Source organism: Enterovibrio calviensis DSM 14347 (genome assembly GCF_000621165.1).
Taxonomy (GTDB): domain Bacteria; phylum Pseudomonadota; class Gammaproteobacteria; order Enterobacterales; family Vibrionaceae; genus Enterovibrio; species Enterovibrio calviensis.
Map to the genome: position 1 here is coordinate 195,455 of NZ_JHZA01000010.1, position 23,410 is coordinate 218,864.

The window sequence follows — 23,410 nt, forward strand, 5'->3', positions numbered from 1 at the left end:
TTCCAAGAAAGAACGAGTGTCTGTATCGCGAAGAAAAATTGGAGAAAATACTCCAACCTTACGCTGAAGGTTCCTCTGCACTCTGATTTGGAGTTGTTTTCCCTAGTCCCCTTGAGTGGCTATTGTCCTCTCTTGTTTGGGGTATACCCTCATAGCGTATTAAACCTGCTAACAAAATTAGGGCAGTGGCCATAACATCACTTTGATTCATCGCATCACCTAAAAAGACCGACGCTAATCCTAACGCAAACACCACCTCACAACTGCTGATCATGGTGGTTTGTTCCATGTCTGCTAATTGCGCCCCGCGGGAAAACAGGTATTGGGGCAGGGCTGCGGAAAACACACCCAGTGCCAGAATCAGCCAGAGTTGGTCAAAGGATGTTGGTATCGAAAGCGTATCACTGCTGAGCAGCGTGAGAGGAACAAGAATCACCATGTGACCCAGCAATGCCGCAAACATTCGGGCGGGGGCATCGTGGTTGTTCTCTGGTAGTGAGAACATATTGATCACCACGGCGAACGACACCGGAGCCGCAAGGCAAACCATCACATCTAGCCAAGAAGCACCAAAATCTTGAGATTCCTGCATAATGCCGATCGCGATAGCTATCAGCATCGCGGCAATCATCCGGTTACGACTCATTGTTTTATTGAAGCAAAGCCAGCCAATCAGAATGGCGAACATAGGGTAGGTGTAATAGGTCAGGATCACGGCGTTCGGTTCAAGCTTGGTTAAACTCGACATAAAGGCCAACATACCCAGTGCCGAGAGGCCACCCACCGCGATAAAACGTAGAAACTCACCATCCAATATCGGGCGCTTTCTCAGCAAAAGCAGCATCACGAGTGTCGGGATAGCAAAGCGGTACAGAGTGATGGAATCGGGCGAAAGTCCCTGACTTAACAACAATTGTGCGAGTAAAGGGTTCGAGCTAAAACCCAATGCCGCTGCCAGTATCATCCAAATGCCCATGAAACGTCTCCCTGCCACTTTTAAAGAACTACGGAGAATATAGCTATGTTTGTGTAGAATAATTAATGAATAACTCTAGACATACATAAAAGGGATACATGTATGAGATTGGATATCCGTCACTGGCAGTTGCTTGATGCGATTGGAAAATATGGCAGTTTGGGCGCTGCTGCAGACGCCATTGGCGTGACCCAACCCGCAATGAGCCATCGCCTTGCTGAAGCCGAGCGTCGTTTGGGAAGCGCGATATTCGAGCGAGACGGAAGACGACTCAAACCTACGCCAGCCGGACAAGCATTGATCCAAACTGCCTCATCGATTTTGCCCGAGCTATCGCGTGCCGAAGACGAGTTTGAACGCACTGCTGCCAATGCCAGTCACCTGATCCGAATTGGGATTGCTGAATATTCCGCCTACCACTGGGTGCCGGGTTTTTTGAAATCGCTTGCGTTCAGCAGGGAAAAGATCCAGATAGATTTTGTCGCTGCCGCTACCCGTGAAGCCGAAGCCACCTTGATAACGGGAAAAACCGATATCATCATTTCTCCCGCGCGCTCAGAGAATCCGGCGCTGGACTGCAAGCCCCTCATGGGAGATGAACTGGTGCTCGTCACTCACCCAAATCACCCACTCACAGCGAAACCGTGGATAGAGGCGCAGGATCTGGTGGATGTCGATTACCTTACATACAGTCTGGATGCGCTTCCCGGCTTTGAATACGAGCGCTTTATTCGTCCTTCCGGCATTCGCCTGCCGCACATGCAAGTGGTGGAAATGACCGATGCCATCGTAGAAATGATCGCTGTTGATTTGGGCGTGAGTATTCTTTCCCGTTGGGCGCTCAAACGCTCTATCAAACAATCGCTGGTGGCACCGGTTTCTGTCACTAAGCAAGGGCTGCCTCTCACTTGGTTTATCATTAGCCGAAAAACTGACCGCAAAAACGACGTCATCAAAACCGCCGCTGACGCCTTGCAGCAATGGTTTTCGCTGAATGAGTCCTAACCCAGAAGCTGACAGAGCAACGCTATTTTGAAGCATCACAAACAACAAAGGGACGCAGATGCGTCCCTTTTGGTGTCGACTGGTGCTTGCTCAATCAGGTGCCGATTGGGCCGCCATCGTTGCGACGGATAACCACAGTCGCAGCGCGTGGGCGTAAATCCACATCGCTCGGGGTGTCTTCGGTGGCATCGTCAGAGTAAGGCCAGTTGCTCGGGTGCTGGATGTTCACGAACACAGAGCGGTAATCAGGGCTGACGGCAAAACCTGTGACTTCACATCCGTTTGGACCGACAAAGAAACGGCGCAGTTCGCCTTGGTTTTCTTCGGTGATCGGCACTTGGTTGTATCTGTCATCCATCAATGGAGAGGGAACGACCGCCAGCATTTGGTCATTGGTGTACTCTTCCACTTCATCTGCACCGTTATCTGTCTGAACCCACATGATACCGCGTGGATCAAACGCCAAACCATCTGGGCTGGCGAACTGGTTGAACTCGGTCAGGCCAGAACGGTTTGTGTCTGCGTCGCCATCTGCAGGTGCGCCAAACACAAAGATGTCCCACGTGAATGCAGTAGAACGACGACCTTCATCCCAACGGATAATGTGGCCGAACTTGTTATTCACGCGTGGGTTGGATGAGTTGCCTTCTGTGCGACGGGTGTTGTTGGTCAGCGTCATGTACGCAGAGCCAGAGAATGGGTCAATCGCACACCATTCTGGGCGATCCATTGGCGTTGCACCTAGCTTGTCGGCTGCGCCTGCGGTATTGAGGATGATTGCCTCAAGCGAATCAAAATGATCCGCCAGAGTGCCACCGTCAGTGGTCACGCTAGATAGGGTCAATGGCAGCCACGTACCCGTGCCATCATCGTCAAAGCGTGCGACATAAAGGGTACCTTCGTCCATGTATTTATCACCCACAGACAGTCGATCTGCACGCTTCGCATCGCGCTTGTTCCAACGCGCCGCAGATTCAAATTTGTAGATGTACTCGAAGCGCGCATCATGGCCGGAATAGAACACCACTGGTTTGCCATGTTTCACATTGCCGAACACACAACCTTCATGGCGGAAACGGCCTAGCGCCGTGCGTTTGCGGGCGCGGGAGTCCGCAGTGTACGGGTCAATTTCCACAATATAGCCGTGACCATTGGCTTCGTTGCGGTAATCTTCACTGGCGGATGCGCCGCTTGGCGTCACGTTAAAGCGGGTGAACTCATCGTCCATTTCTTGCGCGTTGCCAGCCAGCGTTTCCCACAAGTAGCGAGTGTTGTCATCCGACACACCGATACGATCTTGATCTGCCGTCTGAGTGCCAGTATTCACGAAGTAACCCGGCCAGTTTTCCTCACAAGTGAGGTAAGTACCCCAAGGTGTGTAGCCATTACCACAGTTGTTCAGCGTGCCGCGGGCAATGTTGCCGTTTGGCGCGTACTTGGTGACCAACAAGGGTGAGTAGGCCAGTGGGCCTGATACGTCCATTTCGGTCGCGCCAGTATAGCGGCGGTTCAATGGATCGTTGTCGACCATTACCCACACATTGTCTTCAAGGCGGATGCGCACAACACTCACACCGTGGGCGTTAATTTCCTTACGGACTTCATCCACGATAGTGCGAAGGCCGTTGTCCACACTTGGCCCGTTAGGGTGAAGAGCGTTGAGGTCGACATATTCATGGTTAATACACAGCAGGCCTTCTTCGTCACTATTATTGAGTGAGAAGAAATGCATGCCGTCATGGTGCATGCCGATTGCATTCATTTGATCTTCGCCGGTGTTGGTGCCGTCATCCAGCCAAGCGCTACCTTGTGGGTTAAGCGGCATTCCCCAAGGCACGAGCACTTGTGCGTTATAGCCCGGAGGCACCGCGACAGAATCGGTCAGCGAACCCGGGATCGATTCAAAATTCAGTTTGGCTTTCGAAACGTTAGGGTAAAAACAGCCAGAAAGACCGAATGAGCTCATCGCCGTCAGTGCGCCAACACCCACGCCGCCTTTCAGAACACTGCGTCGAGACAGGTTTGCTTCCAGAACCTCGTCGAACGGCTTGTTGCCGCTTTGATTGCGCAGTGTAGGGTCGAATGTTTCCTTACTCATTGCTCAATACCTTTTAGTTATGTTGGTGACATAACCAGTCTGGGAGCAAAAATTGACACTTTTGATTAACGAAAATTAATTTTATGTTGAGGAAAAATGAACGACATACGGTTTAGGGTTCAAGTCAGCCAATTGAAGTCATTTAAACCACTAAAAACCGTTTCATTATTGTGAGGTAATAATTAACTAAAAAACAGGAGTTTAATATTTCAGTGAAACCCCGTCTCTATGAATAAATACGGGGTTTGGCGATAAGTTCTTTAACTGCGACCTGAGCTAAAAAATAAGGCAACTAGTTGTCCTAATTGAAATAAATAAAAATTTAGCCTTATGATTTTCAGATCGTTTTGAGGCAAGACCTGTGAAGTCAGGCCAGCAATGCGTCAGCGATTTCGTCCAATTCACTATTAAACTGCTTAGCATTGATTTTCCCTGCTTCAGAAAGAGCTCTTAAATTCTCGGATGAAGCATCATCGAGGTCAGGCTTAGCATTGTGTAGCTCGGGAGAAATTCGAAAATACTTAGAATTTTTGACAGTCGAAGCGATCATCTCCATATGATAAGCGGTCATTTGAGGGCCTGCTTCGAGGGTGATATCTAGCGCTGGTTTTGCCCATCCCAATGGTCCCCAGTCCTTACTTTGGTTATAAGTGTAGCTTTTTAACTCTTTACCCGTCCCGATAGACACAATTACCATATCTTTTATACCTTTGGCGTTTGTACATTTTAGTGCTTCATTGTATGCACAGAGGGCAGGGTCATTCGCTACTAGGCCTCCATCGATAAGAATGTGCTTGCGTCTATTGGGTGCTAAAGAATAGATTCGTGCTGGTTCAAAGTATGTTGGAGCCGCAGAGGTTCCTCTTAAAATATCTCGAACATAGAAATCATTAGAAGTTATAGTGTCGCCACTTCGATTTTTACTATTGAATATTACGGGATTTCTAGACCTTATATCGTAAGAGACAAAACAGCATGGCTTCGTTAGTGCGCTTAACTTCGTATCGCCAAAATAGTCAAACAATGCAGTCTCTAGTGCATCAGCAGAATACTTCTCATCGCGTAAGCCACCGAAAGATTTTATTTTTTGCAATACATCTATGTCAAAAATTTCGTCACCTTCGTTTAAGTATATATCCACTGCCTCACTTGCATTATATTTTGTCCCGCCAGTTTCATTAGGACATATGTAAGCACAGCCTAATATAGCTCCCGTGCTAGTCCCAGCAACTAAGTCGAAGAAATCTCCTATTTTTTTGGTGTTATCACCTGATTTAATTCTAAGTTTTTCTTCTAGCGCTACCAATATTTGGCCCGCTATAATCCCTCTTATTCCGCCACCGTCGATCGATAATATTTTAACGCTCATGAAACCACCAGTGATATTGAAATGCGAATTGAAGTATTAAATCTATTAAAGTTTAATGCTAGTGGGCGTTTCAGTTGTGATACTGAATGGTTTTAATTTGAATGTGTATTTTATGTGGAGGTGTTATTGAAAGGTGGATGAGGTGTTGTTAATTCTAAGTTTTGTTTCTTTGTACTTATGTTGTTCTTTGATGCGACTGTTGGTTACAGGTGAAGACGTCTCCATGACGTAGTGTATCTATTTGTAATTAAAGAGGTGAATGTTTCGGCTGTTGACACTAGTACAGGGCTTAGAAAAAGTTGTATTGCTCCTATAGAAAACTCAAATCAATATCGGATGAATTTCTATGTTAGTTTTCATTTTAACTAAAAACGTGTACTGACTTTGTTTTTTCAAACCTCCAGAAATCTCTTTGTGTGATCTGGATTTAACAATGGATTGACTCAGGAGACGGAAACGCGTGATAAGTATCTAATCGTTTTGTAGATAGAGAAAATCTGGGCAAAGCAGCCATGCTAAAACCCGCAAAGCAAACACAAACAGGCAGACTTATACAGGAAGCGAGAGAGGAACAAGCATGACAATCACCTATGAAGTTAACCGTGCAATTACAGTTGCTGAATTCATCGATGTGCTTGCGCACTCAAGCCTTGGTGTTCGTCGTCCGCTTGATGATATGGCCACCATGGAAGGCATGGTGAAGAACGCGGATTTGACGGTAACAGCATGGGATGGTGATGTGCTGGTGGGGGTGTCGCGCTCCATTACTGATTTTCACTATGCTTGCTACCTTTCTGATTTGGCGGTCAAGGATGCGTATCAAGGACTGGGCATTGGCAAAACGCTGATGCAGCTAACGAATGATCAGCTAGGGCATCACTGCAAACTGTTCCTGATTTCTGCGCCCGCCGCGAGTGAATATTATCCAAAAGTCGGCTTTGAGAAGAACGACAGAGCGTGGGAATTACCGCGAGGAAAGCAGATTGGCTAATAGGGTTATGGCTATATGTCCCATTAGCCCTGTTAGCTTCGAGGTAGACGTTAACTCCGACCTGCACGTTATCTACAAGGCACCTGTTTCACAACATATTGTCGGTTCGACGAGATGAAAAGAACCGCACCGTTAAGCGCGGTTTTTTGTGGGCAAAACTCTTAGAGTTTGCGTTAGCTCATCACCATATTGGCTGCCATGGCCAACAGTAATACGGCGAAGACTTTTTTGATCGTAGGAACAGGTAGGTGATGCGTCGCTTTTGCCCCCAAAGGTGCGGTAAAGCACGAAGTACAAACAATGCCGAATAAAGCCGGAAGATAGACGAACCCCAAAAAGCCATCCGCTAAAGCAAAATGCGCACTTCCAGAACTGATGTAACCAACAGAGCCAAATAACGCGATCACAATGCCGCATGCAGAGGCACATCCAATGGCTTTTTTCATATCAAGTGAGAAAAACGTCAATAGAGGAACCAAGAGAGCACCGCCACCGATACCGATCATGGCAGACAAACCGCCGGTGATGGTCGTGAGTAGGGTTAACACGCCCTTATTGGGCAATTGACGATCTGTCGCAGCATCATTTTTACGGCTGCTATAAAGCATTTTCAATGCAATAAGTACAACGCTCACGGCAAACACCAATCTAACGACATCCTCTGGCAACAGAGCCGCCATAAATCCGCTGATCAGCGCACCGAGGGCGACGCCCGTCATTATCCACGGGGCTAAATCCCATGGCACATTGCCATTTTTGTGGTGCGCGATGGCGGAAGATGTGGAGGTGAATAATATCGACGCCAATGATGTGGCGATCGCAACGATCACCACTTGCTCAGAGGGTAGAATCGCAAAATAGAGCAAAATGCTGGTGAGAATAGGGACAATAACAAGCCCTCCGCCAATACCTAATAGTCCGGCCAAAAAACCAACACCACTGCCTAGTAGCGCGCAGTATAAAAACAACAATAGCAATTCACTCATTCAGTTCACTTTTTAATATCGGGAGAAATTTGAAAATTAAATAAATACCGTGCATCCGTATTTTGGGTTGTGAATATAACGACCGTTGGTGAGACTTTCAAATAAAATAGATCATGAATATTTCTCATGATGATAGTGAGGTAAAACCATTGTTAATCTGATTTTCAACCACGTATAAATTAGATTCTGCTTTGAGTCTAGAGAAGAATAACCGCTTTTAATGGTGGGTTATAAGCGTATTTATGGTGGGTTCTAAGCAAATATCTTTTCATTTCGAGCGCTAACGGCGAATAGAGCAGGGCTCTCGGAAACAAGCAAGTTCAGGCTGTTGGTTAAAAAAGGGTGTCAGATTACGATGAATAAAGAATTTACATTTACGATTAAGAGCATTTGTCTTGATGAGAACTATCATCCTTCGGATAGCACCCGAATCACCACCAATTTTGCCAACTTAGCAAGAGGGGACAGCCGCCAAGAGAACCTGCGTAACGCATTGAAGATGATTGACAATAGCTTTAATGCCTTGGCTCACTGGGACAACCCAACAGGCGACCGTTACTCTTTAGAGCTTGAAATTGTCTCGGTTGACATGGGCATTGAGAGTCGCGAACAAGCCTTTCCTTCAATAGAAATATTGAAGACAAACATTATCGATCATAAAACCAACGAACGCATTGAAGGTATTGTTGGAAATAATTTCTCCTCTTATGTTCGCGACTACGATTTCAGCGTGTTGCTATTAGATCATAACAAAAATAAACCAGGATTCAGCATTCCTGATAACTTTGGCGAATTACATGGGAAACTCTTTAAATACTTTTTGAGTTCCAATGAGTATCAACAGCATTTTAGCAAGCCGCCTGTTATTTGCCTCAGTGTGTCTGATAATAAAACCTATCATCGCACTGAGAATCAGCATCCTGTTTTGGGCTTTGAATATCAGCCGAATGACTCGTCATTAACAGAGCAATATTTTAAAAAGATGGGGCTGCAAGTGCGCTATTTCATGCCGCCTAACAGCGTCGCGCCTTTGGCATTTTATTTTGTGGGTGATTTACTCAATGATTACACCAATCTTGAGCTTATCAGCACCATCAGCACGATGGGGACATTCCAGAAAATCTACCGACCTGAGATCTACAATGCCAATGCTGTTGCAGGGAAGTGCTACCAACCCAACTTGAAAAACTCAGACCATTCGCTCACGCAAATCGTTTACGACCGTGAAGAGCGCGGTCAGTTAGCCATTGAACAAGGCAAGTTTGCAGAAGAGCACTTCATTAAGCCTTACCAATCGATTCTTGAGAACTGGTCAGCGCAATACGCTTTGTGATAAACCCCATTAGACAGCAGAATTTATGATGAAAAAATTATTACCGACTTCGACTGCAGGCAGCTTGCCTAAACCCTTATGGCTGGCGCAGCCCGAGACACTTTGGTCTCCTTGGAAATTGCAAGATGAGGAATTAGCACAGGGCAAACATGATGCGTTACGTTTATCACTGCAAGAGCAGCAGCACGCAGGGGTAGATATTGTCAGCGATGGCGAACAAACACGCCAACACTTCGTCACGACATTCATTGAGCACCTTAACGGCGTTGATTTTGAAAAACGCGAAACCGTTAAGATTCGTGATCGTTATGATGCAAGCGTACCCACTGTCGTCGGCGCAGTGAGCCGCCAGAAGCCCATTTTTGTTGAAGATGCTAAGTTCTTGCGCCAACAAACCAAGCAACCGATAAAGTGGGCGCTACCTGGTCCTATGACCATGATCGATACGCTTTATGATGCCCACTATAAAAGCCGAGAAAAACTCGCGTGGGAATTTGCCAAAATTCTTAACCAAGAAGCGAAAGAGTTAGAGGCGGCTGGCGTAGACATTATCCAATTTGATGAGCCCGCATTTAATGTCTTCTTTGATGACGTCAATGATTGGGGGATCGCCACCCTAGAACGCGCCATTGAAGGCCTTAAATGCGAAACCGCCGTCCATATTTGTTATGGCTATGGCATCAAAGCCAATACAGATTGGAAAAAGACGTTGGGATCAGAGTGGCGACAATATGAAGAAATCTTCCCTAAGCTGCAAAAGTCCAACATCGATATTATCTCTCTCGAGTGCCACAACTCCCGTGTGCCGATTGAGCTACTTGAGCTTATTCGCGGCAAGAAAGTGATGGTCGGGGCGATTGATGTCGCAACCAACACCATCGAGACGCCTGAAGAAGTCGCGGAAACCTTACGAAAAGCCCTGAAGTTTGTAGATGCAGAAAACCTTTACCCTTGCACCAACTGCGGCATGGCACCTTTATCTCACGACGTCGCAAATGCCAAGCTAAATGCACTTAATGCAGGCGCAGAAATCATCCGCAAAGAACTCTCGATTTAGAACGGAAGAGATTGATGGCTGGGCTTGGATTTCGACTCCTTGCTGGCTAGCATCGCCAAAACTACCTCAAATTTACGAATAACCACCTCGATGGTGGTTTTCGCTTATCTGCAATACACCGATTCACCGTGATTTCAGCGGGCTTTTCTTCTTTCCTGCTTAAATCTATGGGGAATATGGGGAAGAGGTGGAATTGAACGCAATGGCAGAAATATCGATCAAGTGATCTTCTACTGCAGCATTATGTTCCGTTAGTGATATCCCGTTAGTTGTTAGTACCACGAAACAAAAGGTATCAGGGACGCTTCACATTTATCGCATAAATCATTTAAGTGCATGCAGTTTAGGTCGCCTTACTTTGTAAACCATATTTTTTTGTGCCGCATTTTTAGATGATCCCAAGTAAAGAAGAGCGCTTTAGCAGCGATAGCTATATTGACCGACAAAACCGTAATCAGCAGGAACAGGGATGGAAGAGGCTTCTTCTATCGCTCATTGCACTTGCGCTGATTGTTAGCGGTGAATACGTGTGGGTTCACAGTGCAGACGATGTATTCATCATCATTATTGTCGCCCTTTCGACCCTATTTTTCCTTGGTTACGGTGTATGGGTAGCAACGCAAGCCGACATCGTGACATGGAAAAACGCAGCAATGATAACCGCAGTACTCAGTACCTTTGCGTGGCTCATTATCGCCATTTTATTGCAGTTTTCGGGCGGTAGCCTTTCCTACTTCATCTTCGGTGTTATCTTCTCTGTCTCTACAATTTCCGCATTTTTTAGCTACCCACCTGCACTCTACCTCAGCCTTGGCCTTGGTCTCGTTGGTGGGCTTTTGGGAAGTGTATTGTTTATGCCGCAAGAGTACTTTGCCGATATTTTCAAAATCGACATATTGCTTCTTATCACCGGACTCATCCTGAGTTTTACGCTTCAGCAAACCCTTACTCACTGGTATCGAGCGGCTATAAAGCATATCTATAAGAATTATACCTTGAACGAAGAGTTGGGAACCGTAGCTCTGATCGATGCCACAACGGGCTTACAGAACGAGAAGTGTTTTTCCCTGTCGCTAGTGAAAGAAGTGGCTGCTGCGAATCGTGATGAGTCTCCTTTGAGCATTATCGTACTTAGCGTAGATTCATTGCGCTTATATAGAATGACTTACGGGCACGCTGCGACGGTGAAGATTTTACGTCGAATTACCCGCTGTATGCGCCTTGGCCTATTCCGCCCTAGGGACTTTGTTGGCCATTTAAGCTCTGATGAGTTTGGCGTTATCTTGCCGGGAACGGATCTTGAAGGCGCAACTCAGGTAGTAAAACGCCTAGAAAGATTGGTATTGATGAGTTGCAATCAAATCATTCAAACGCATTTGGCACAACCCGTTGACGTGAGATGCCGCATACTCAAATGGAACCCTAACCTTTCGGCACAGTCGCTGGAAAACATGATTAGACAGTGTCGGATTGAGTTTGCAAATGAGCGAGCGGCGGAGGAAATCAATCTGTCGGAGTAACGAGGGGTTACTAAGGGTGTCCTCGCAGTGGCAATAATCAAAGACGGCCACACACTGCGTTAATACAAAACGCCCGATGACGTCCATCAGGCGTTTTATGCTTAGAAAGTGTCACTCATATCAGGACAGGTCAGTGGTTATTCCACTTCTTACTGCGGCTTAATGGCCCAGTGTTGATAATCAGTTTTACTGTCATCACATGCCTGAAGAGAGACGGGCCTCATGACATGCACGGGTGAACCGCCTCGTCCTTCTCTTTAATTTTCGCTATCAACCGTCACGCACAAGCTAGGGTCGCTATTCGGCGAGAGTTGACCATTCGCTTTCAATGAAAAGGTTTGCGTTTCAGTAGGCTCACAGGCTTTTAGATCCAGTGATGCGCCTGCCTTTATTGCGGATGCCGACATACACACATCAAAGTAATCAATTCGAAAAGCACCTTGTGATAACAACGCCGTATCAAACCCTTGGTCTTCAAGTATCGCGCCGGTGTAGTTATAACAAGTATGCGCCTGCAACCCTTTGTCTAACGGAGCATTTGCGCCTTTCCCCCCTGCAATATCTAAGCAGTATCCTCGGGACTCGTCCAAGGGCGCTGTGAGCATAACTTCTGCAAGGCTGACGTTATCACCAGACAGGGCAACAGGTGATGTCACTGATAATAAAACTTCACTTAGAGCCAAAATATTCTTCATCGTCTATCCCTATCAGTCACGAGCCACTTTCCATTCTTGCTAATAACATACTGTTTATTTTTGCGGCTGACCAACCGAGTTGTAGAGAGCGGTAATACTCCTGTTGCAGAAAAGTGTGCACCAACTCAGTGGTGAATGCACCAGTATGGCGAACGCGTCGCTGTCTATTTTCTCGACCTGACGCAATGCGCCACCACAACACTCTGATTTAAAGCATGAAAATAAAACACGGAAAGTTGGCGCAATCGTTGCTGTACCACTTTTAGTTTTTTTCGATTGTTTCATTCAAATAGGGAGATTCACGATGAAATTTTTCTCAACAGTGGCCAGAGTGATTGCGCTGGTAAGCCTAATCGTGGGCGCATCGGCCGTTCAGGCAAATCAGCTTGAGGATGTAAAAAAGAAGGGCGTATTGAAAGTCGCGGTGCCTCAGGACTTTCCACCGTTTGGCTCAGTGGGTGTCGATCTTCAGCCACAAGGCTACGACATCGATATGGCCGCATACCTTGCTGATCAGCTTGATGTCGAGCTAAAGCTCGTTCCCGTGACCAGTGCAAACCGCATTCCTTACCTGCAGACAGGCAAAGTCGATCTGGTGATTTCGAGCATGGGTAAAAACCCGGAGCGTGCGAAAGTCATCGATTTCAGTCAGCCCTATGCCCCGTTTTATTTGGGCGTGTTCGGCTCTGCGGATGAAGGCGTGAAAGACGCAGCAGGTTTAAGTGGTAAAACCGTGGGCGTCACCCGTGGCTCTGTGGAAGATTTAGAGTTAAGCAAACTCGTGCCGTCTGACACAACGATCAAGCGTTTTGAAGACAACAACGCCACATTGTCCTCTTACCTTTCAGGGCAAGTCAGCTTGATTGCGACGGGTAACTTGATCGTGACGGAGATTGCCACACGCTATCCAGACAAAGCGCCAGAAACCAAATTCCTGCTCAAGAATTCACCGTGTTATATCGGTGTCGCGAAAGAGCAGCCAGAACTCATGATGGAAGTGAACCGACTTATCACCCAAGCGAAAAAAGAAGGGGCTTTGGAAGGTTTCTCTCAGAAGTGGCTGAGAGCACCTTTCCCTGCGGAACTTGGTGCGTAACTGCAGGTGATCTATGAGCTATCAACTCGATTTTCTAGGGTTGGCGCCATACCTGCCGCATTTTGTGGCAGGTATTTGGACAACCATCAAACTGACCGTGATCAGCACCTTAGCGGGTTTATTGCTTGGCACTGTTTGTGCCGCCGTGAAAACAAGCGAAGGTAAATGGTTAAAGTTACTCTGCACCTGCTACATCGAAATGATCCGCAACACACCCTTTATCGTGCAATTGTTTTTTGTGTTCTTCGGATTGCCTGCGTTGGGGGTGAAATTGTCTGCGTGGGAGGCTGGCGTAATCGCCATGGTGATTAATCTGGGCGCGTATTCAGCAGAAATCATTCGCTCAGGAATTGAAGCCACGCCGATAGGGCAATGGGAGGCGGGGAAAACCTTGGGCTTGACCCGCTTTCAGGTGTTCACCCGCGTGGTGATTCCGCAAGCGTATCAGCGGGTTTATCCGGCGATAGTCAGTCAAAGCATTATCGTCATGCTCGGCTCTGCGGTGGTTTCTCAGATATCGGTAGAGGATCTGACCTTTGCCGCGAACTTCGTTCAGTCTCGAAGTTTTCTGAGTTTTGAATCCTATATTTTAACCGCCGCGATCTATTTGGTTTTGGCGATCTTAATGCGTCAGGCGTTCTCAGTGGTAGAACGCATGGTCTTTAAGAATCCCTCGCCCTAGGAGCCTTACCTTATGATGCAATTTACTGATTGGGATATTCTGAGGAACTTGCTTCTGGCCGCGAGGTGGACGCTGGTTCTATCCCTCATTGCTTTTGTGGGAGGGGGCGTGATAGGGCTCATTCTCACTTTTCTTCGCAGCACCCGCCGTCCTGTTTTGACAGGCATCATCAAACTGTATGTTGAAATTTTTCAGGGCACGCCGCTGCTGATGCAGCTGTTCCTCGCCTTCTTCGGGTTGTCTCTGGTTGGCATAGAAGTGTCACCCTGGACCGCCGCGATTTTCTCTCTCACGCTCTTTAGCAGCGCCTTTTTCCATGAAATATGGCGGGGATGCATTGAGTCATTGCCCAAAGGGCAGTGGGAAGCCTGCCGGACACTGGGGATGACGCACATGCAAAGCATGTTTTATGTGATTGCACCGCAAGCCGCGCGCCTTTCCATCGCCCCAACGGTTGGCTTTTCCGTTCAGATTGTAAAGGGGACAGCATTGGCCTCCATCATCGGGTTTGTTGAGTTAACCAAAGCCGGCACCATGTTGAACAACGCGACGTTTCAGCCGTTTAAAGTCTTCGCGCTGGTGGCCTTACTTTACTTTGCAATCTGCTTCCCACTCTCTGCGTTAGCCCGTCATCTGGAGAACAAGAATCATGTCACTCGTTAGTGTCGAAAAAGTCCATAAGTACTATGGCGAGAACCATGTATTAAAGGGCGTGGATCTAAAGGTAAATAAAGGGGAAGTGGTGTCGATTATCGGCCGCAGTGGGTCAGGTAAAAGCACCTTACTGCGCTGTATCAATGGCCTCGAAGAGTATCAAGAAGGGGGCGTTATTGTAGACTGTCAGGCGGTTGAAAATGATGACTACAAACTGCGTCTGCTCAGTCGAAGTGTCGGCATGGTGTTTCAGAGCTTTAATTTATTCCCCCATAAAACCGTGGGTGAAAACGTCATGATGGCACCGAAACTGGTATTGAAACAAAGCGCCGAAGAGTCAGAAAAAAATGCGCGGGAATTGCTGGAAAAAGTGGGGCTGGCGGATAAGTTTGATGCTTACCCCGCCAGTTTGTCTGGTGGGCAGCAGCAACGCGTCGCGATTGCGCGTTCTCTGGCGATGAACCCCAAAGTCCTTTTGTGTGATGAAATCACCTCAGCGCTAGATCCCGAACTGGTTGGCGAAGTGCTTAAAGTGCTAGAACAACTAAAAGCCGAAGGAATGACGCTGATTCTAGTAACCCATGAAATGAACTTTGCCCGCGATGTAGGCGATCGAGTGGTCTTCATGAATGAAGGCAAAGTCTGGGAAACCGGCAGCAGCGAGGCGGTTTTTGCAAACCCCAACACGCCAGAACTACAGGGCTTTCTTTCTGCCGTGCTCTAACTACGCCAGAGCCATGAATGACGCACATTCATGGCTCTTATTGGACGGATTGTGTAGCGGTTTTCAGGTTTGGCGGTGCTGAAGAGTCAGTCTCTTTGTTCGGAAAAGTGACTGTCTCCGTTAAGCCCCCAAAACGGTAGAAAAGTAGATGAATAGATCTTCTACCATTTTAAAGGTGTGTGTCCCGATAGCATTGGACGAATTGTGTGGCGGTTATCAGGTTTGGGGGGGCTGAAGAGTCTGTTCTCTTTGTTCGGAAAAGTGCCTGTCCCCATTGTGGTCTATTTTTCCGACAACCGATTTATCACCAACTTCAAATAGTTCTCCAGAACTATCTACGTTTACAGCATTAGTAATAACGCATTTATAATCACTAGATGCATGTGAAGAGAACGCAATCAATAGTGATAGTAGAGCTAGTATTCACATTTTTCCTCTGAGCATATAACGCTTTGCTAAGCGGCAATAAAATAGCTGGCTAAAATTAGCGAGGAACGAGATAAAGCCAGCTGTTTTTTGTCCGTTTAAGCAACTTGTTAAGCTGCATTTACTAATGGAGATATAGAATCACAATAATGCTCGAAATGTCGATGCTCTTCATTAAACGTGATTTTTAGCTCTTGAATAGCATTAGTATACAGCGCGTCATGTGACAATTTAGAGCTTAGTCCTTTTCTATTAATATGATGACTAATAAATTTTAAAATAGCAGACTGTAAGAAGTGACCTCTGATTATTTCCCACAATGACTTACCTGACTCATCAATCAATTCGACTATGTGAGCAATTTGATTTTCGCAAAAATTAGCCTGTAGCCTAGAGTGGTGATTATTAACTTTGTTTACGTCAACATTAGCGCATGATTGAGTTGCCATATAACGCGAGCAGTTATCACCTATCACATCCAAATAGAGTTCATAACAATCATTGGTTACATCTAGATAAATTAACTCTCTTAATTTTTCAGTCAAATCATCAATCCAACCACTAAATTCAGAAAGCTCTAATTCATTATCCTTTATCCATAATTTGGTAATTTCGATTACCGCTTCTGATATAAAAAGGGTGTTTTCTATAGAGTAACCATACGTTGTAATTAACCTTTCATGATTAGCTAGCTTTCCCGTTAGAGACTTATAATCTGAATCTCTCGCTATGATAATATTTAAATCCTCAGAAATTAAACGATCAGTATATTTATCAAGTTCACTAGAGCCATCTTTTGAAATTACTTTAAAATTAGAAAGCTCAAAATAGTTAAATAGCACCTCCCAAAATAAAATATCGTCATCACCTTCAACATAGATTAATTGCTCGCACCTATGAAATCTATTTAATACATTTACTGCTTCTCTTGAATATTCAACTGCACTCATTTATGGAGATCCTCCATATCAATAAGTCTGTCTGAGTATTTACCTGCAACTTCAGGAGAGTGCGTAGCAACAATAAGTTGCGCATTAGGATTTAATTTCTTTATTGCAGGAAGAATTTCTCTTTGCCAAGCGACATGAAGAGAAAGCTCAGGTTCATCCGCAATAAATATATATGGCTCTTGCCGCTGCAATAGAGCTTCTGCAAACAAAATTATTAACTGTTTTTCACCAGAGGAAAGTTTTGAAACGGGTACGCCACCATTTTTCTTAACGGTCAAATTACCATTTTGGAACTCAAAGTCTTTGTCCGTAATAAATGCCTTTAAAATTTTTAAAAAGTCATCTCGTTGTTTGAAAATTTCTTTTTCTTCTTTTTCAGCCTCCAATGACATATTCACAACTTTATTAGTCTGCTTAATTCTTTCTAGGGGGCTAATAAAATTAAAGTCGAGCGCCTCGTTATCATATGCATTCTCGATTACATGTTTCATCTTGCCAATACTTTCATCAACTTTTTCAACATGTTTATTTATGTCATTTTTAACTTTACTATCCAAAACACCTAGCTGTTTATATGCTGTAATTAGTTTTCTTTTTTCATCTTTCTTATCAAAATCTAATGTAAATCCTGATTTATGATCACTATCTCCAGTATATAAAAGTGATGTTAATACTTTTCTTTGAAGAGTTGAGGATACAACTCTGGCCCTATCGGATAATTCAAGTTGGTAAGTGGTTAGTCTCTGCACTAAATCTTGAAGAATAAGATCAACCGGGGAAATGTTTTTAGATTCTTGCCTCTCTCCTCGGCTTTGCTCGTAATCCTTTTTAATCCTGTAAACAGATAGAGTTGTAATATTTACTAGCTCATCCATTTTATTTCTTATTTCTTCAGACTCTTCTAATATTCTTCTTTTAAAATGTGACGGAACATTTTCATCAGAACCAACCACTCGTAAACTATATTTATTGTTTGATATAACATATTCAACATGTGGAAACCTGAAATCGTTAGAAATAATCTTTTTTACTTTTATCGTCTTGGTTTTTTTTCCTTCACTTAACTTTATTTCAACCTCTTTAAACTCGAAATCATACAACCACTCAATATCTACAGTTAGCACTGCATGAAGAATGCTCATGAAAGTTGTTTTACCAGTTCCATTCCTACCGATAATTACATTCACTGAATTATTAAATTCACTTTCTAAGGTGTGTTCTCCCCAGAATCCAGATATTTTTATATATTTTATTTTAAACACAATTCCCTCAGTTTAAAGATAGATTGATACATGCTTTGCAGCTTAACAGTGTATTAGATGACAAAATGTCGGAATTAAACACGACATTTTGTCCATTAATAACAGGGCAACATATCCTGCTCGTTTGTTACTGTCTGATTTAACGTCTATTTCTTATCGTTTAAGGTTTCAGTTTGTGAAGAAGCTCCAAAATGTCATCTTTCATCACTATGTACTGATTTCTTCGATGTTGTGCTTATCAACAGTAACAAGCTCGGTTCGTATGAGAAAAATATCATCAGTGAGGCCGACTCTTATCGAATAAAGGCTGCTCCTAGCTAACGCGAGGCTATAAACACCCCAACCCAATGACTCCATACGCTACCGCCCTCCGGTTCTCAGCATCCGACAGGCCATGTGGTTGACAAATTGGTCAGCAAATCTATCACGGTATGAATATAAAGGCATATTGAGAATGCAGCATTTAGATGTGACTCATAAATCTGTCTTTTCAATCAGTTAGCGAGCGGTTTTCGATGGTGTGGCGTTGTGTTGAAAGTGTGATTTCGGGCATTGCCGACAAGAGAATGTGGAGAGGGCGTTTCGAAAAAAGGGGATGGGAAAGGAGAGAGCATCACCGCTCTCCCAATCAGGAGAGCGGCAACAAGGTTCACTAACCAATAATGGTCAACGTGGCCTGCAAGATGATGAGATTAACGATATCAATGAAGAACGCGCCGACAATTGGCACCACCATAAAGGCTTGTGGTGATGGGCCGAAGCGGTTGACTACTGAACCCATGTTCATCACCGCGGTTGGGGTTGCGCCCAAGCCAAAGCCACAGTGACCACTGGCGATAACGGCGGCATCGTAGTTACGTCCCATTACGCGATACGTTACGAAGTAGGTGAACACTGCCAACATCATAGATTGCACGATCAGGATGATGAGGAAGGGCACCGCCAAATCCAGAATGTTCCAAAGTTTTAGGCTCATCAATGCCATGGCGAGGAACAGTGCGAGAGACACAGTGCCGAGAATATCCACGGTTTCCACGTCCAGTTTCTGTGCTTTGCTCACTTCAACGAAGTTGGTGATCACCACGCCAATGAACAGCGCATAAACGAAATCTGGGATCATCAACCATTTGATGTCGAAGCTGCTTACCCATTGCTCTAGGTACTTCGCGCCCGTTACACAGATCAGCAAAATGAACAGAGTTTCGATGACTTTTTTGGCGGTGACGTTGTCTTCTTCGTTCTCGCTATAGGTTACGAGTTCTGGGAATTGGTCATGGGTTTTGTTTGTTGCGCCGTATTGCGACTGCAGTTTGTTTTTATCAATCAAACGCTGTGCGACTGGGCTGCCGATAATACCGCCCATGATCAAACCGAAGGTGGCAGATGCCATCGCGATTTCCAGCACGTTGTTCATGCCGTAAACATCTTGGAAGGTTTGTGCCCACGCTGCACCTGTGCCGTGGCCGCCAGAGAGCGTTATCGAACCGGCTATCAGCCCCATTAATGGGTCAAGGCCAAGCGCGGTGGCTAGAGACACGCCAATCCCGTTTTGGATCACGATGTAGAGCGAAGCGACTCCAAGAAATATAAAGACCTTTGCGCCGCCTTTGATGAGTTGCGTGTAGTTAGCGGCCAGGCCAACGGTGGCGAAAAACATCAGCATAAAGGTGTGTTGCAAAGGTAAATGGAAGTCGAGTTCTATGCCTCTGAAGTGCAAAACCGTAATAGCACTTGCTACGACTAAACCGCCGACAATCGGCTCTGGGATGTTAAATTTTTTCAGTACAGGAATTCGTGCGTTGATGAAGTGGCCGAGGAACAGCACAAAAATGGCGATCAGAAATGATTCAAGCGCACCAACAGAAATTAATTGATTCATAAAGCCTCTTAAGCCTCAACATCCTCCTTAATGTTTGAGAGCAAATTGTTCTTTGATTTTATAGATATGGAGCTAAAAGAGTGACGTCGGCATCCGTTACCGAGTTTGCAGATTGGCTGCAAGGGCGACGTTATCTCACATTGCGCGCATTAAACACAGTACCCAAGTGAAAATATATTCACTTTTGGCGGCAATTTAACCACTTACAGCGCGGTTCTGTCTCATTGCTAAGCGCACAGAATCGTTTGGTTGCGTTCAGAAAAGCTTAAGAAGTATTCGATGGGAATGGTTGTCGCGAATTTAACAATTGACGAGGAAAGACGAGGCTCGCGCAAAATCCCATCAGTGCTTTGGGTTTTACGCGTTAACGTCTTGCCACTTTTGTCGTCTATTTGGTGGGGAATAGCTTGTGCCGGTACAAGGCGACGATTAATGCAATGAGCGGATAGAACCAAATCAGATGGTTGGCGTGGATTTCCTTGAAGGTGACTTCAATGATGATCAACAGCAAGGTGAAACACACCACGGTTTCTTCGATAGACAAGGTTCTCGTGGCGTTGCGCACCAGAAAGTAAATCAGGGCGCAAAGCTGGGTGAGGGGGAACAGCACATGCAACACCTCGGGTGTGATTGAATAGAGACTGGTGGAATCGAAGTTCAGGCCAAAACGCAGAATGAAGACGTTCTCAATCAGGCTTTGATGATCCCATGCCAGAAAAACCAGCAAAGGCGAAGCGCCAATCGCGCAGCCAATCAAAAAGTTCAGGCGGATATCTTTACGAAGAAACATCGCCAACAGGAAGGCAGCAGGGGAGAACTTGGTGGCGAATGATAAACCCATCAACACACCCGCAAGTACCCACTTTTCTTTTTGTACGCACACCAAGCCGAGAAGCAGCAGCGCCACGGGGTAGATATCGTTCGCGCCGACTTGCAACACTTCGTACCACAATCGCTCTGGCAAGAATAACAACACCATCGAGGCCAATACGGCGCTTCGCACTTGCCAGCTGTTGGTTTCATTCTGGCTTTTAGATGCTAAACAGCCCGCCACCAATGAACACAGCGCAATGGCGGTGATGGCGAGAAAGACAAGGCTTGTTAACTTGTAGCCAATACCAGGGAAATAGGCGGCAGCGGCATACCCTAAGATCATGCCCGGCCCGTAGTGAAACCCGCGGTGCTCTGGTGCCAACTCCGGTCGGATATTAATGCTCTGACTTAGGTAAGGGTTTTCGCCCTGAATGAATAGCAGTTTGGCGGCGTGTTCTGTGGTGTAGCCAATATCCACTGTTGGTGCGGCAAACAGGAAATCGCCATAAGCAGGCACCATGCGCGCAAAGATCAGCACCAGCACCAAGGCCGCAAACAGGGATTCAAGGATCAAGATGGGATTGCCCACGTCATCTGTCTGTTCTCGGTGGCGAAACAGGACGAGAACCAGCGCAAACAGCCCACTAAAGCAGAGAAACTTGGTGAATGGCTGTCCCCAATCGTAGGTTTGGAACAGTCGATAGATGCAGTAAATCAGCACCAAGGAAAAAACAAAGGAGGACATGTTGAGAAGCAAGTGCCACGTGCGTTGCAGAGACGGCGACTTATCAAATGATTCAGAAAACATACGCATAGCGGCTCCCAAACGGTAAAGGCGGCGAATCAGCGCCACGAAATATCGGTTTGTTTATTCTTTATCTGTGAGTGTAGATAAGATGCAATAAAGTGCGTATTGGGGTTGTTGAGTTCGAGAGTTTGTGTGGTTCGGAGCGGGTGCTATTGAGCGGAGCAGGTGCCATTGAGCTTGATACAAAAAAGCAAGACTCATACGAGCCTTGCCTTCTTGTGCCGTTCTATTCATGCCCTGTTGCGAGAAATCGCGAGAATTGATTGGCTGCCTGATCTGGCAATCAGTGTATGTGAGGAATCAACCCCGCGATCATGAAGGTGTGGGTGGCGAGTGCCTGACATTTTCTTGAGGTCGAGCAACTGTTGTCGGCAATGGCGGCTTCTTGGGTGTAAATCACTTCGCCATCTTTAATCGTCGAAAGCACCGTGATGTCAGCAAGCTCCATTGGGTCTATCTCCAAAGGGTTGTCAGACAGCAGCACCAAGTCAGCGATTTTACCGACTTCAATCGAGCCTTTGGTGTCTTCTTCAAAATGCTGGTACGCCGCCCAGATGGTTTGCGCTTTCAGTGCGGTCATCGACGACACGCGTTGGTCTTTACCCAGAATGCGACCGCTTCGCGTAATGCGGTTTACCGTGGCGGAATACACGCGCATGGAATTGGGGAACGCCACGGGCGCATCGTGGTGCGAAGTGAAGATCATGTCGCGGTCTAACGCCCAGCCTGTCGGCGAGATGTTTTCGGCTCTCTCATCGCCCAATACTGATTGCGCATGCCAATCACCCCAATAGAAGGTGTGCATCGGGAAGAACGACGGGATGACATTCAGATCTTTAAACGATTGCACTTGGTCTTCTCGCGCGGTTTGGGCGTGAATGGAAACAAAGCGTCGTTCGCCTTCGCCGTATTTCTTCGTCGCTTGATCGACTGCTTGAATGTACTGATCAATCGCGGCATCGCCGTTGGCATGTGTTAGCAACTGCCAGCCGTTTTTCATGGCCATGCCCACGTACTTCTCGGCTTCTTCATCAGACATGATGGGATAGCCTGCGTAACCTGCGGTTTGGCCTTCAGGTGGGATCAGATAGGGTTTGGTCAGCCACGCGGTTTTGCCTTGTGGTGAGCCATCCAATGTCAGTTTCACGCCACCTACACGGAAGCCGTTGTTGTAGCTTTGGCTCAGGTAGGGCGGTTTCATGATATCTGTGCCGAGTTGAATGTCGGTGTAGGCGACCACGTCGAGCAGCAATTTCTCTTTCTGAGCAATGTCGTACATGGTGGTGACACTGTCAGACATGGTGCGGCCTTCTTGCGCCGTGGTGTAGCCATATTTGGCGTAAAGCTCCATGCCGGCTTGAAACAGTAATTCGTTTTCTTCTGGGCTGATTTGCGTGAACAGCGGGATCAACGCGCCAAAGAATGCCGATTCTTCCAGTACGCCATTGGGTACGTCACTGCCAGCGACGCGGCGAATGATACCGCCCGGCGGGTTCTTACTTTTGACGGTAAATCCCAGCATATCGAGCGCTTTGCTGTTGAGTACAGCTAAATGCCCTGACTGGTGAATGATAAGAATGGGCACCTCGGTGGAAACCGCATCCAAATCGTATCGTGTTGGGTGAATTTGTTCTTTTAACTGGGAGTCGTCATAGCCAAAGCCAATGATGAAGTCTTGGGCTTTATTGATGGGTTTTTCCGCCCATTGGCGAAGCGATGTCTGCAAGCTTGCTATATCGGTCACTGGCCCATCAGGGGGAGAGAGCAAATTCGCGGAAACGGCTTGAAGACCCGTGTTCATTACATGGCCATGTGCGTCAATAAACCCTGGGATCATGGTGATGCCTTTCAAGTCGATCACCTTGGTACGCGCATCGGCTAGCTTGAGTACCTGTTCATTGCTGCCTACGGCGAGAATTTTGCCGTTTAACACAGCAACAGCGCTAGCCTCTGGCTGATCATCGTTGACGGTAATCACGTCAGCATTGTGGTAAATGGTCTCAGCAAAAGGCTTTGCAGGGCTGTCAGCAAAGACAGTAAACGATGCCGCGAGTGCGGTAAGCGTAAACAACGAGGCTTTCATGGT

Annotated in this window: 19 protein-coding genes; 9 read left to right on the plus strand and 10 right to left on the minus strand. The window is 46.3% G+C overall.

Annotated features, from left to right (window positions below; translation table 11 throughout):
* Nucleotides 1-58: 58 nt before the first annotated feature.
* Nucleotides 59-976 carry a DMT family transporter gene (locus Q365_RS25645; protein ID WP_051563782.1) on the minus strand — a complete coding sequence of 306 codons (918 nt, stop codon included), beginning with the start codon at nt 974-976 and terminating at the stop codon, nt 59-61.
* A gap of 102 nt (nt 977-1,078) precedes the next feature.
* On the opposite strand from Q365_RS25645, the gene Q365_RS0110745 reads away from it, so the two are divergent.
* Nucleotides 1,079-1,981, plus strand: a complete 903-nt coding sequence (locus Q365_RS0110745) for a LysR family transcriptional regulator (protein ID WP_028023347.1) — start codon at nt 1,079-1,081, stop codon at nt 1,979-1,981.
* A 94-nt stretch (nt 1,982-2,075) separates the two neighbouring features.
* Here Q365_RS0110745 and Q365_RS0110750 read toward each other — a convergent pair whose 3' ends face one another.
* Both Q365_RS0110750 and Q365_RS0110755 read right to left on the minus strand, forming a co-directional pair.
* Nucleotides 2,076-4,079 (minus strand): PhoX family protein, encoded by a 2,004-nt coding sequence (locus Q365_RS0110750; RefSeq protein WP_028023348.1) that lies wholly within the window; start codon nt 4,077-4,079, stop codon nt 2,076-2,078.
* Between the two features lie 367 nt (nt 4,080-4,446).
* The gene (locus Q365_RS0110755; protein WP_028023349.1) at nt 4,447-5,448 is read right to left on the minus strand and encodes a patatin-like phospholipase family protein; all 1,002 of its coding nucleotides are present in this window, start codon (nt 5,446-5,448) and stop codon (nt 4,447-4,449) included.
* A gap of 577 nt (nt 5,449-6,025) precedes the next feature.
* Here Q365_RS0110755 and Q365_RS0110760 point away from each other — a divergent pair.
* Nucleotides 6,026-6,439, plus strand: coding sequence for a GNAT family N-acetyltransferase (locus Q365_RS0110760; protein WP_028023350.1), 414 nt, complete (start codon nt 6,026-6,028; stop codon nt 6,437-6,439).
* A 173-nt stretch (nt 6,440-6,612) separates the two neighbouring features.
* On the opposite strand, the gene Q365_RS0110765 is transcribed toward Q365_RS0110760, so the two are convergent.
* Nucleotides 6,613-7,425, minus strand: coding sequence for a sulfite exporter TauE/SafE family protein (locus Q365_RS0110765; protein WP_028023351.1), 813 nt, complete (start codon nt 7,423-7,425; stop codon nt 6,613-6,615).
* A 355-nt stretch (nt 7,426-7,780) separates the two neighbouring features.
* On the opposite strand from Q365_RS0110765, the gene Q365_RS0110770 reads away from it, so the two are divergent.
* From Q365_RS0110770 to Q365_RS0110780, 3 genes are all read left to right on the plus strand, one after another.
* Nucleotides 7,781-8,758 carry a DUF1852 domain-containing protein gene (locus Q365_RS0110770; RefSeq protein ID WP_028023352.1) on the plus strand — a complete coding sequence of 326 codons (978 nt, stop codon included), beginning with the start codon at nt 7,781-7,783 and terminating at the stop codon, nt 8,756-8,758.
* Between the two features lie 28 nt (nt 8,759-8,786).
* Nucleotides 8,787-9,815, plus strand: coding sequence for a methionine synthase (locus Q365_RS0110775; protein ID WP_211254254.1), 1,029 nt, complete (start codon nt 8,787-8,789; stop codon nt 9,813-9,815).
* 392 nt (nt 9,816-10,207) lie between these two features.
* A complete protein-coding gene (locus Q365_RS0110780; RefSeq protein ID WP_028023354.1) occupies nt 10,208-11,335 on the plus strand; it encodes a GGDEF domain-containing protein in 1,128 nt (375 codons plus the stop codon).
* A gap of 257 nt (nt 11,336-11,592) precedes the next feature.
* Here Q365_RS0110780 and Q365_RS25650 read toward each other — a convergent pair whose 3' ends face one another.
* On the minus strand, nt 11,593-12,030 hold the full coding sequence (locus Q365_RS25650) for an RICIN domain-containing protein (protein WP_211254251.1): 438 nt from the start codon (nt 12,028-12,030) through the stop codon (nt 11,593-11,595).
* A gap of 304 nt (nt 12,031-12,334) precedes the next feature.
* Between Q365_RS25650 and Q365_RS0110790 the strand changes: the two genes are divergently transcribed.
* From Q365_RS0110790 to Q365_RS0110805, 4 genes are read left to right on the plus strand one after another with little or no spacing between them, the layout of a single operon-like run.
* Complete coding sequence (locus Q365_RS0110790; RefSeq protein WP_035024797.1) at nt 12,335-13,126, plus strand: transporter substrate-binding domain-containing protein; 792 nt, start codon at nt 12,335-12,337, stop codon at nt 13,124-13,126.
* A gap of 13 nt (nt 13,127-13,139) precedes the next feature.
* On the plus strand, nt 13,140-13,808 hold the full coding sequence (locus Q365_RS0110795; protein WP_028023356.1) for an amino acid ABC transporter permease: 669 nt from the start codon (nt 13,140-13,142) through the stop codon (nt 13,806-13,808).
* Between the two features lie 12 nt (nt 13,809-13,820).
* Nucleotides 13,821-14,471, plus strand: coding sequence for an amino acid ABC transporter permease (locus Q365_RS0110800; RefSeq protein WP_028023357.1), 651 nt, complete (start codon nt 13,821-13,823; stop codon nt 14,469-14,471).
* Entirely contained in the window at nt 14,458-15,186 is a 729-nt protein-coding gene (locus Q365_RS0110805; protein WP_028023358.1) for an amino acid ABC transporter ATP-binding protein, read from the plus strand. Before Q365_RS0110800 ends, Q365_RS0110805 begins: the two co-directional genes overlap by 14 nt.
* A 536-nt stretch (nt 15,187-15,722) precedes the next feature.
* Here the strand turns inward: Q365_RS0110805 and Q365_RS0110810 are convergent.
* The 5 genes from Q365_RS0110810 to Q365_RS0110830 all read right to left on the minus strand — a co-directional run bounded on the left by Q365_RS0110810 (nt 15,723) and on the right by Q365_RS0110830 (nt 23,407).
* Nucleotides 15,723-16,562 carry a DUF4435 domain-containing protein gene (locus tag Q365_RS0110810; protein WP_028023359.1) on the minus strand — a complete coding sequence of 280 codons (840 nt, stop codon included), beginning with the start codon at nt 16,560-16,562 and terminating at the stop codon, nt 15,723-15,725.
* Nucleotides 16,559-17,824 (minus strand): ATP-binding protein, encoded by a 1,266-nt coding sequence (locus tag Q365_RS0110815; RefSeq protein WP_028023360.1) that lies wholly within the window; start codon nt 17,822-17,824, stop codon nt 16,559-16,561. The genes Q365_RS0110810 and Q365_RS0110815 overlap by 4 nt, the downstream gene beginning before the upstream one ends.
* Nucleotides 17,825-18,476: 652 nt before the next feature.
* On the minus strand, nt 18,477-19,703 hold the full coding sequence (gltS, locus tag Q365_RS0110820) for a sodium/glutamate symporter (RefSeq protein WP_028023361.1): 1,227 nt from the start codon (nt 19,701-19,703) through the stop codon (nt 18,477-18,479).
* Between the two features lie 388 nt (nt 19,704-20,091).
* Complete coding sequence (locus tag Q365_RS0110825) at nt 20,092-21,330, minus strand: glycosyltransferase family 87 protein (RefSeq protein ID WP_028023362.1); 1,239 nt, start codon at nt 21,328-21,330, stop codon at nt 20,092-20,094.
* 277 nt (nt 21,331-21,607) lie between these two features.
* Nucleotides 21,608-23,407 (minus strand): amidohydrolase, encoded by a 1,800-nt coding sequence (locus Q365_RS0110830; RefSeq protein WP_028023363.1) that lies wholly within the window; start codon nt 23,405-23,407, stop codon nt 21,608-21,610.
* Nucleotides 23,408-23,410 lie beyond the last annotated feature (3 nt).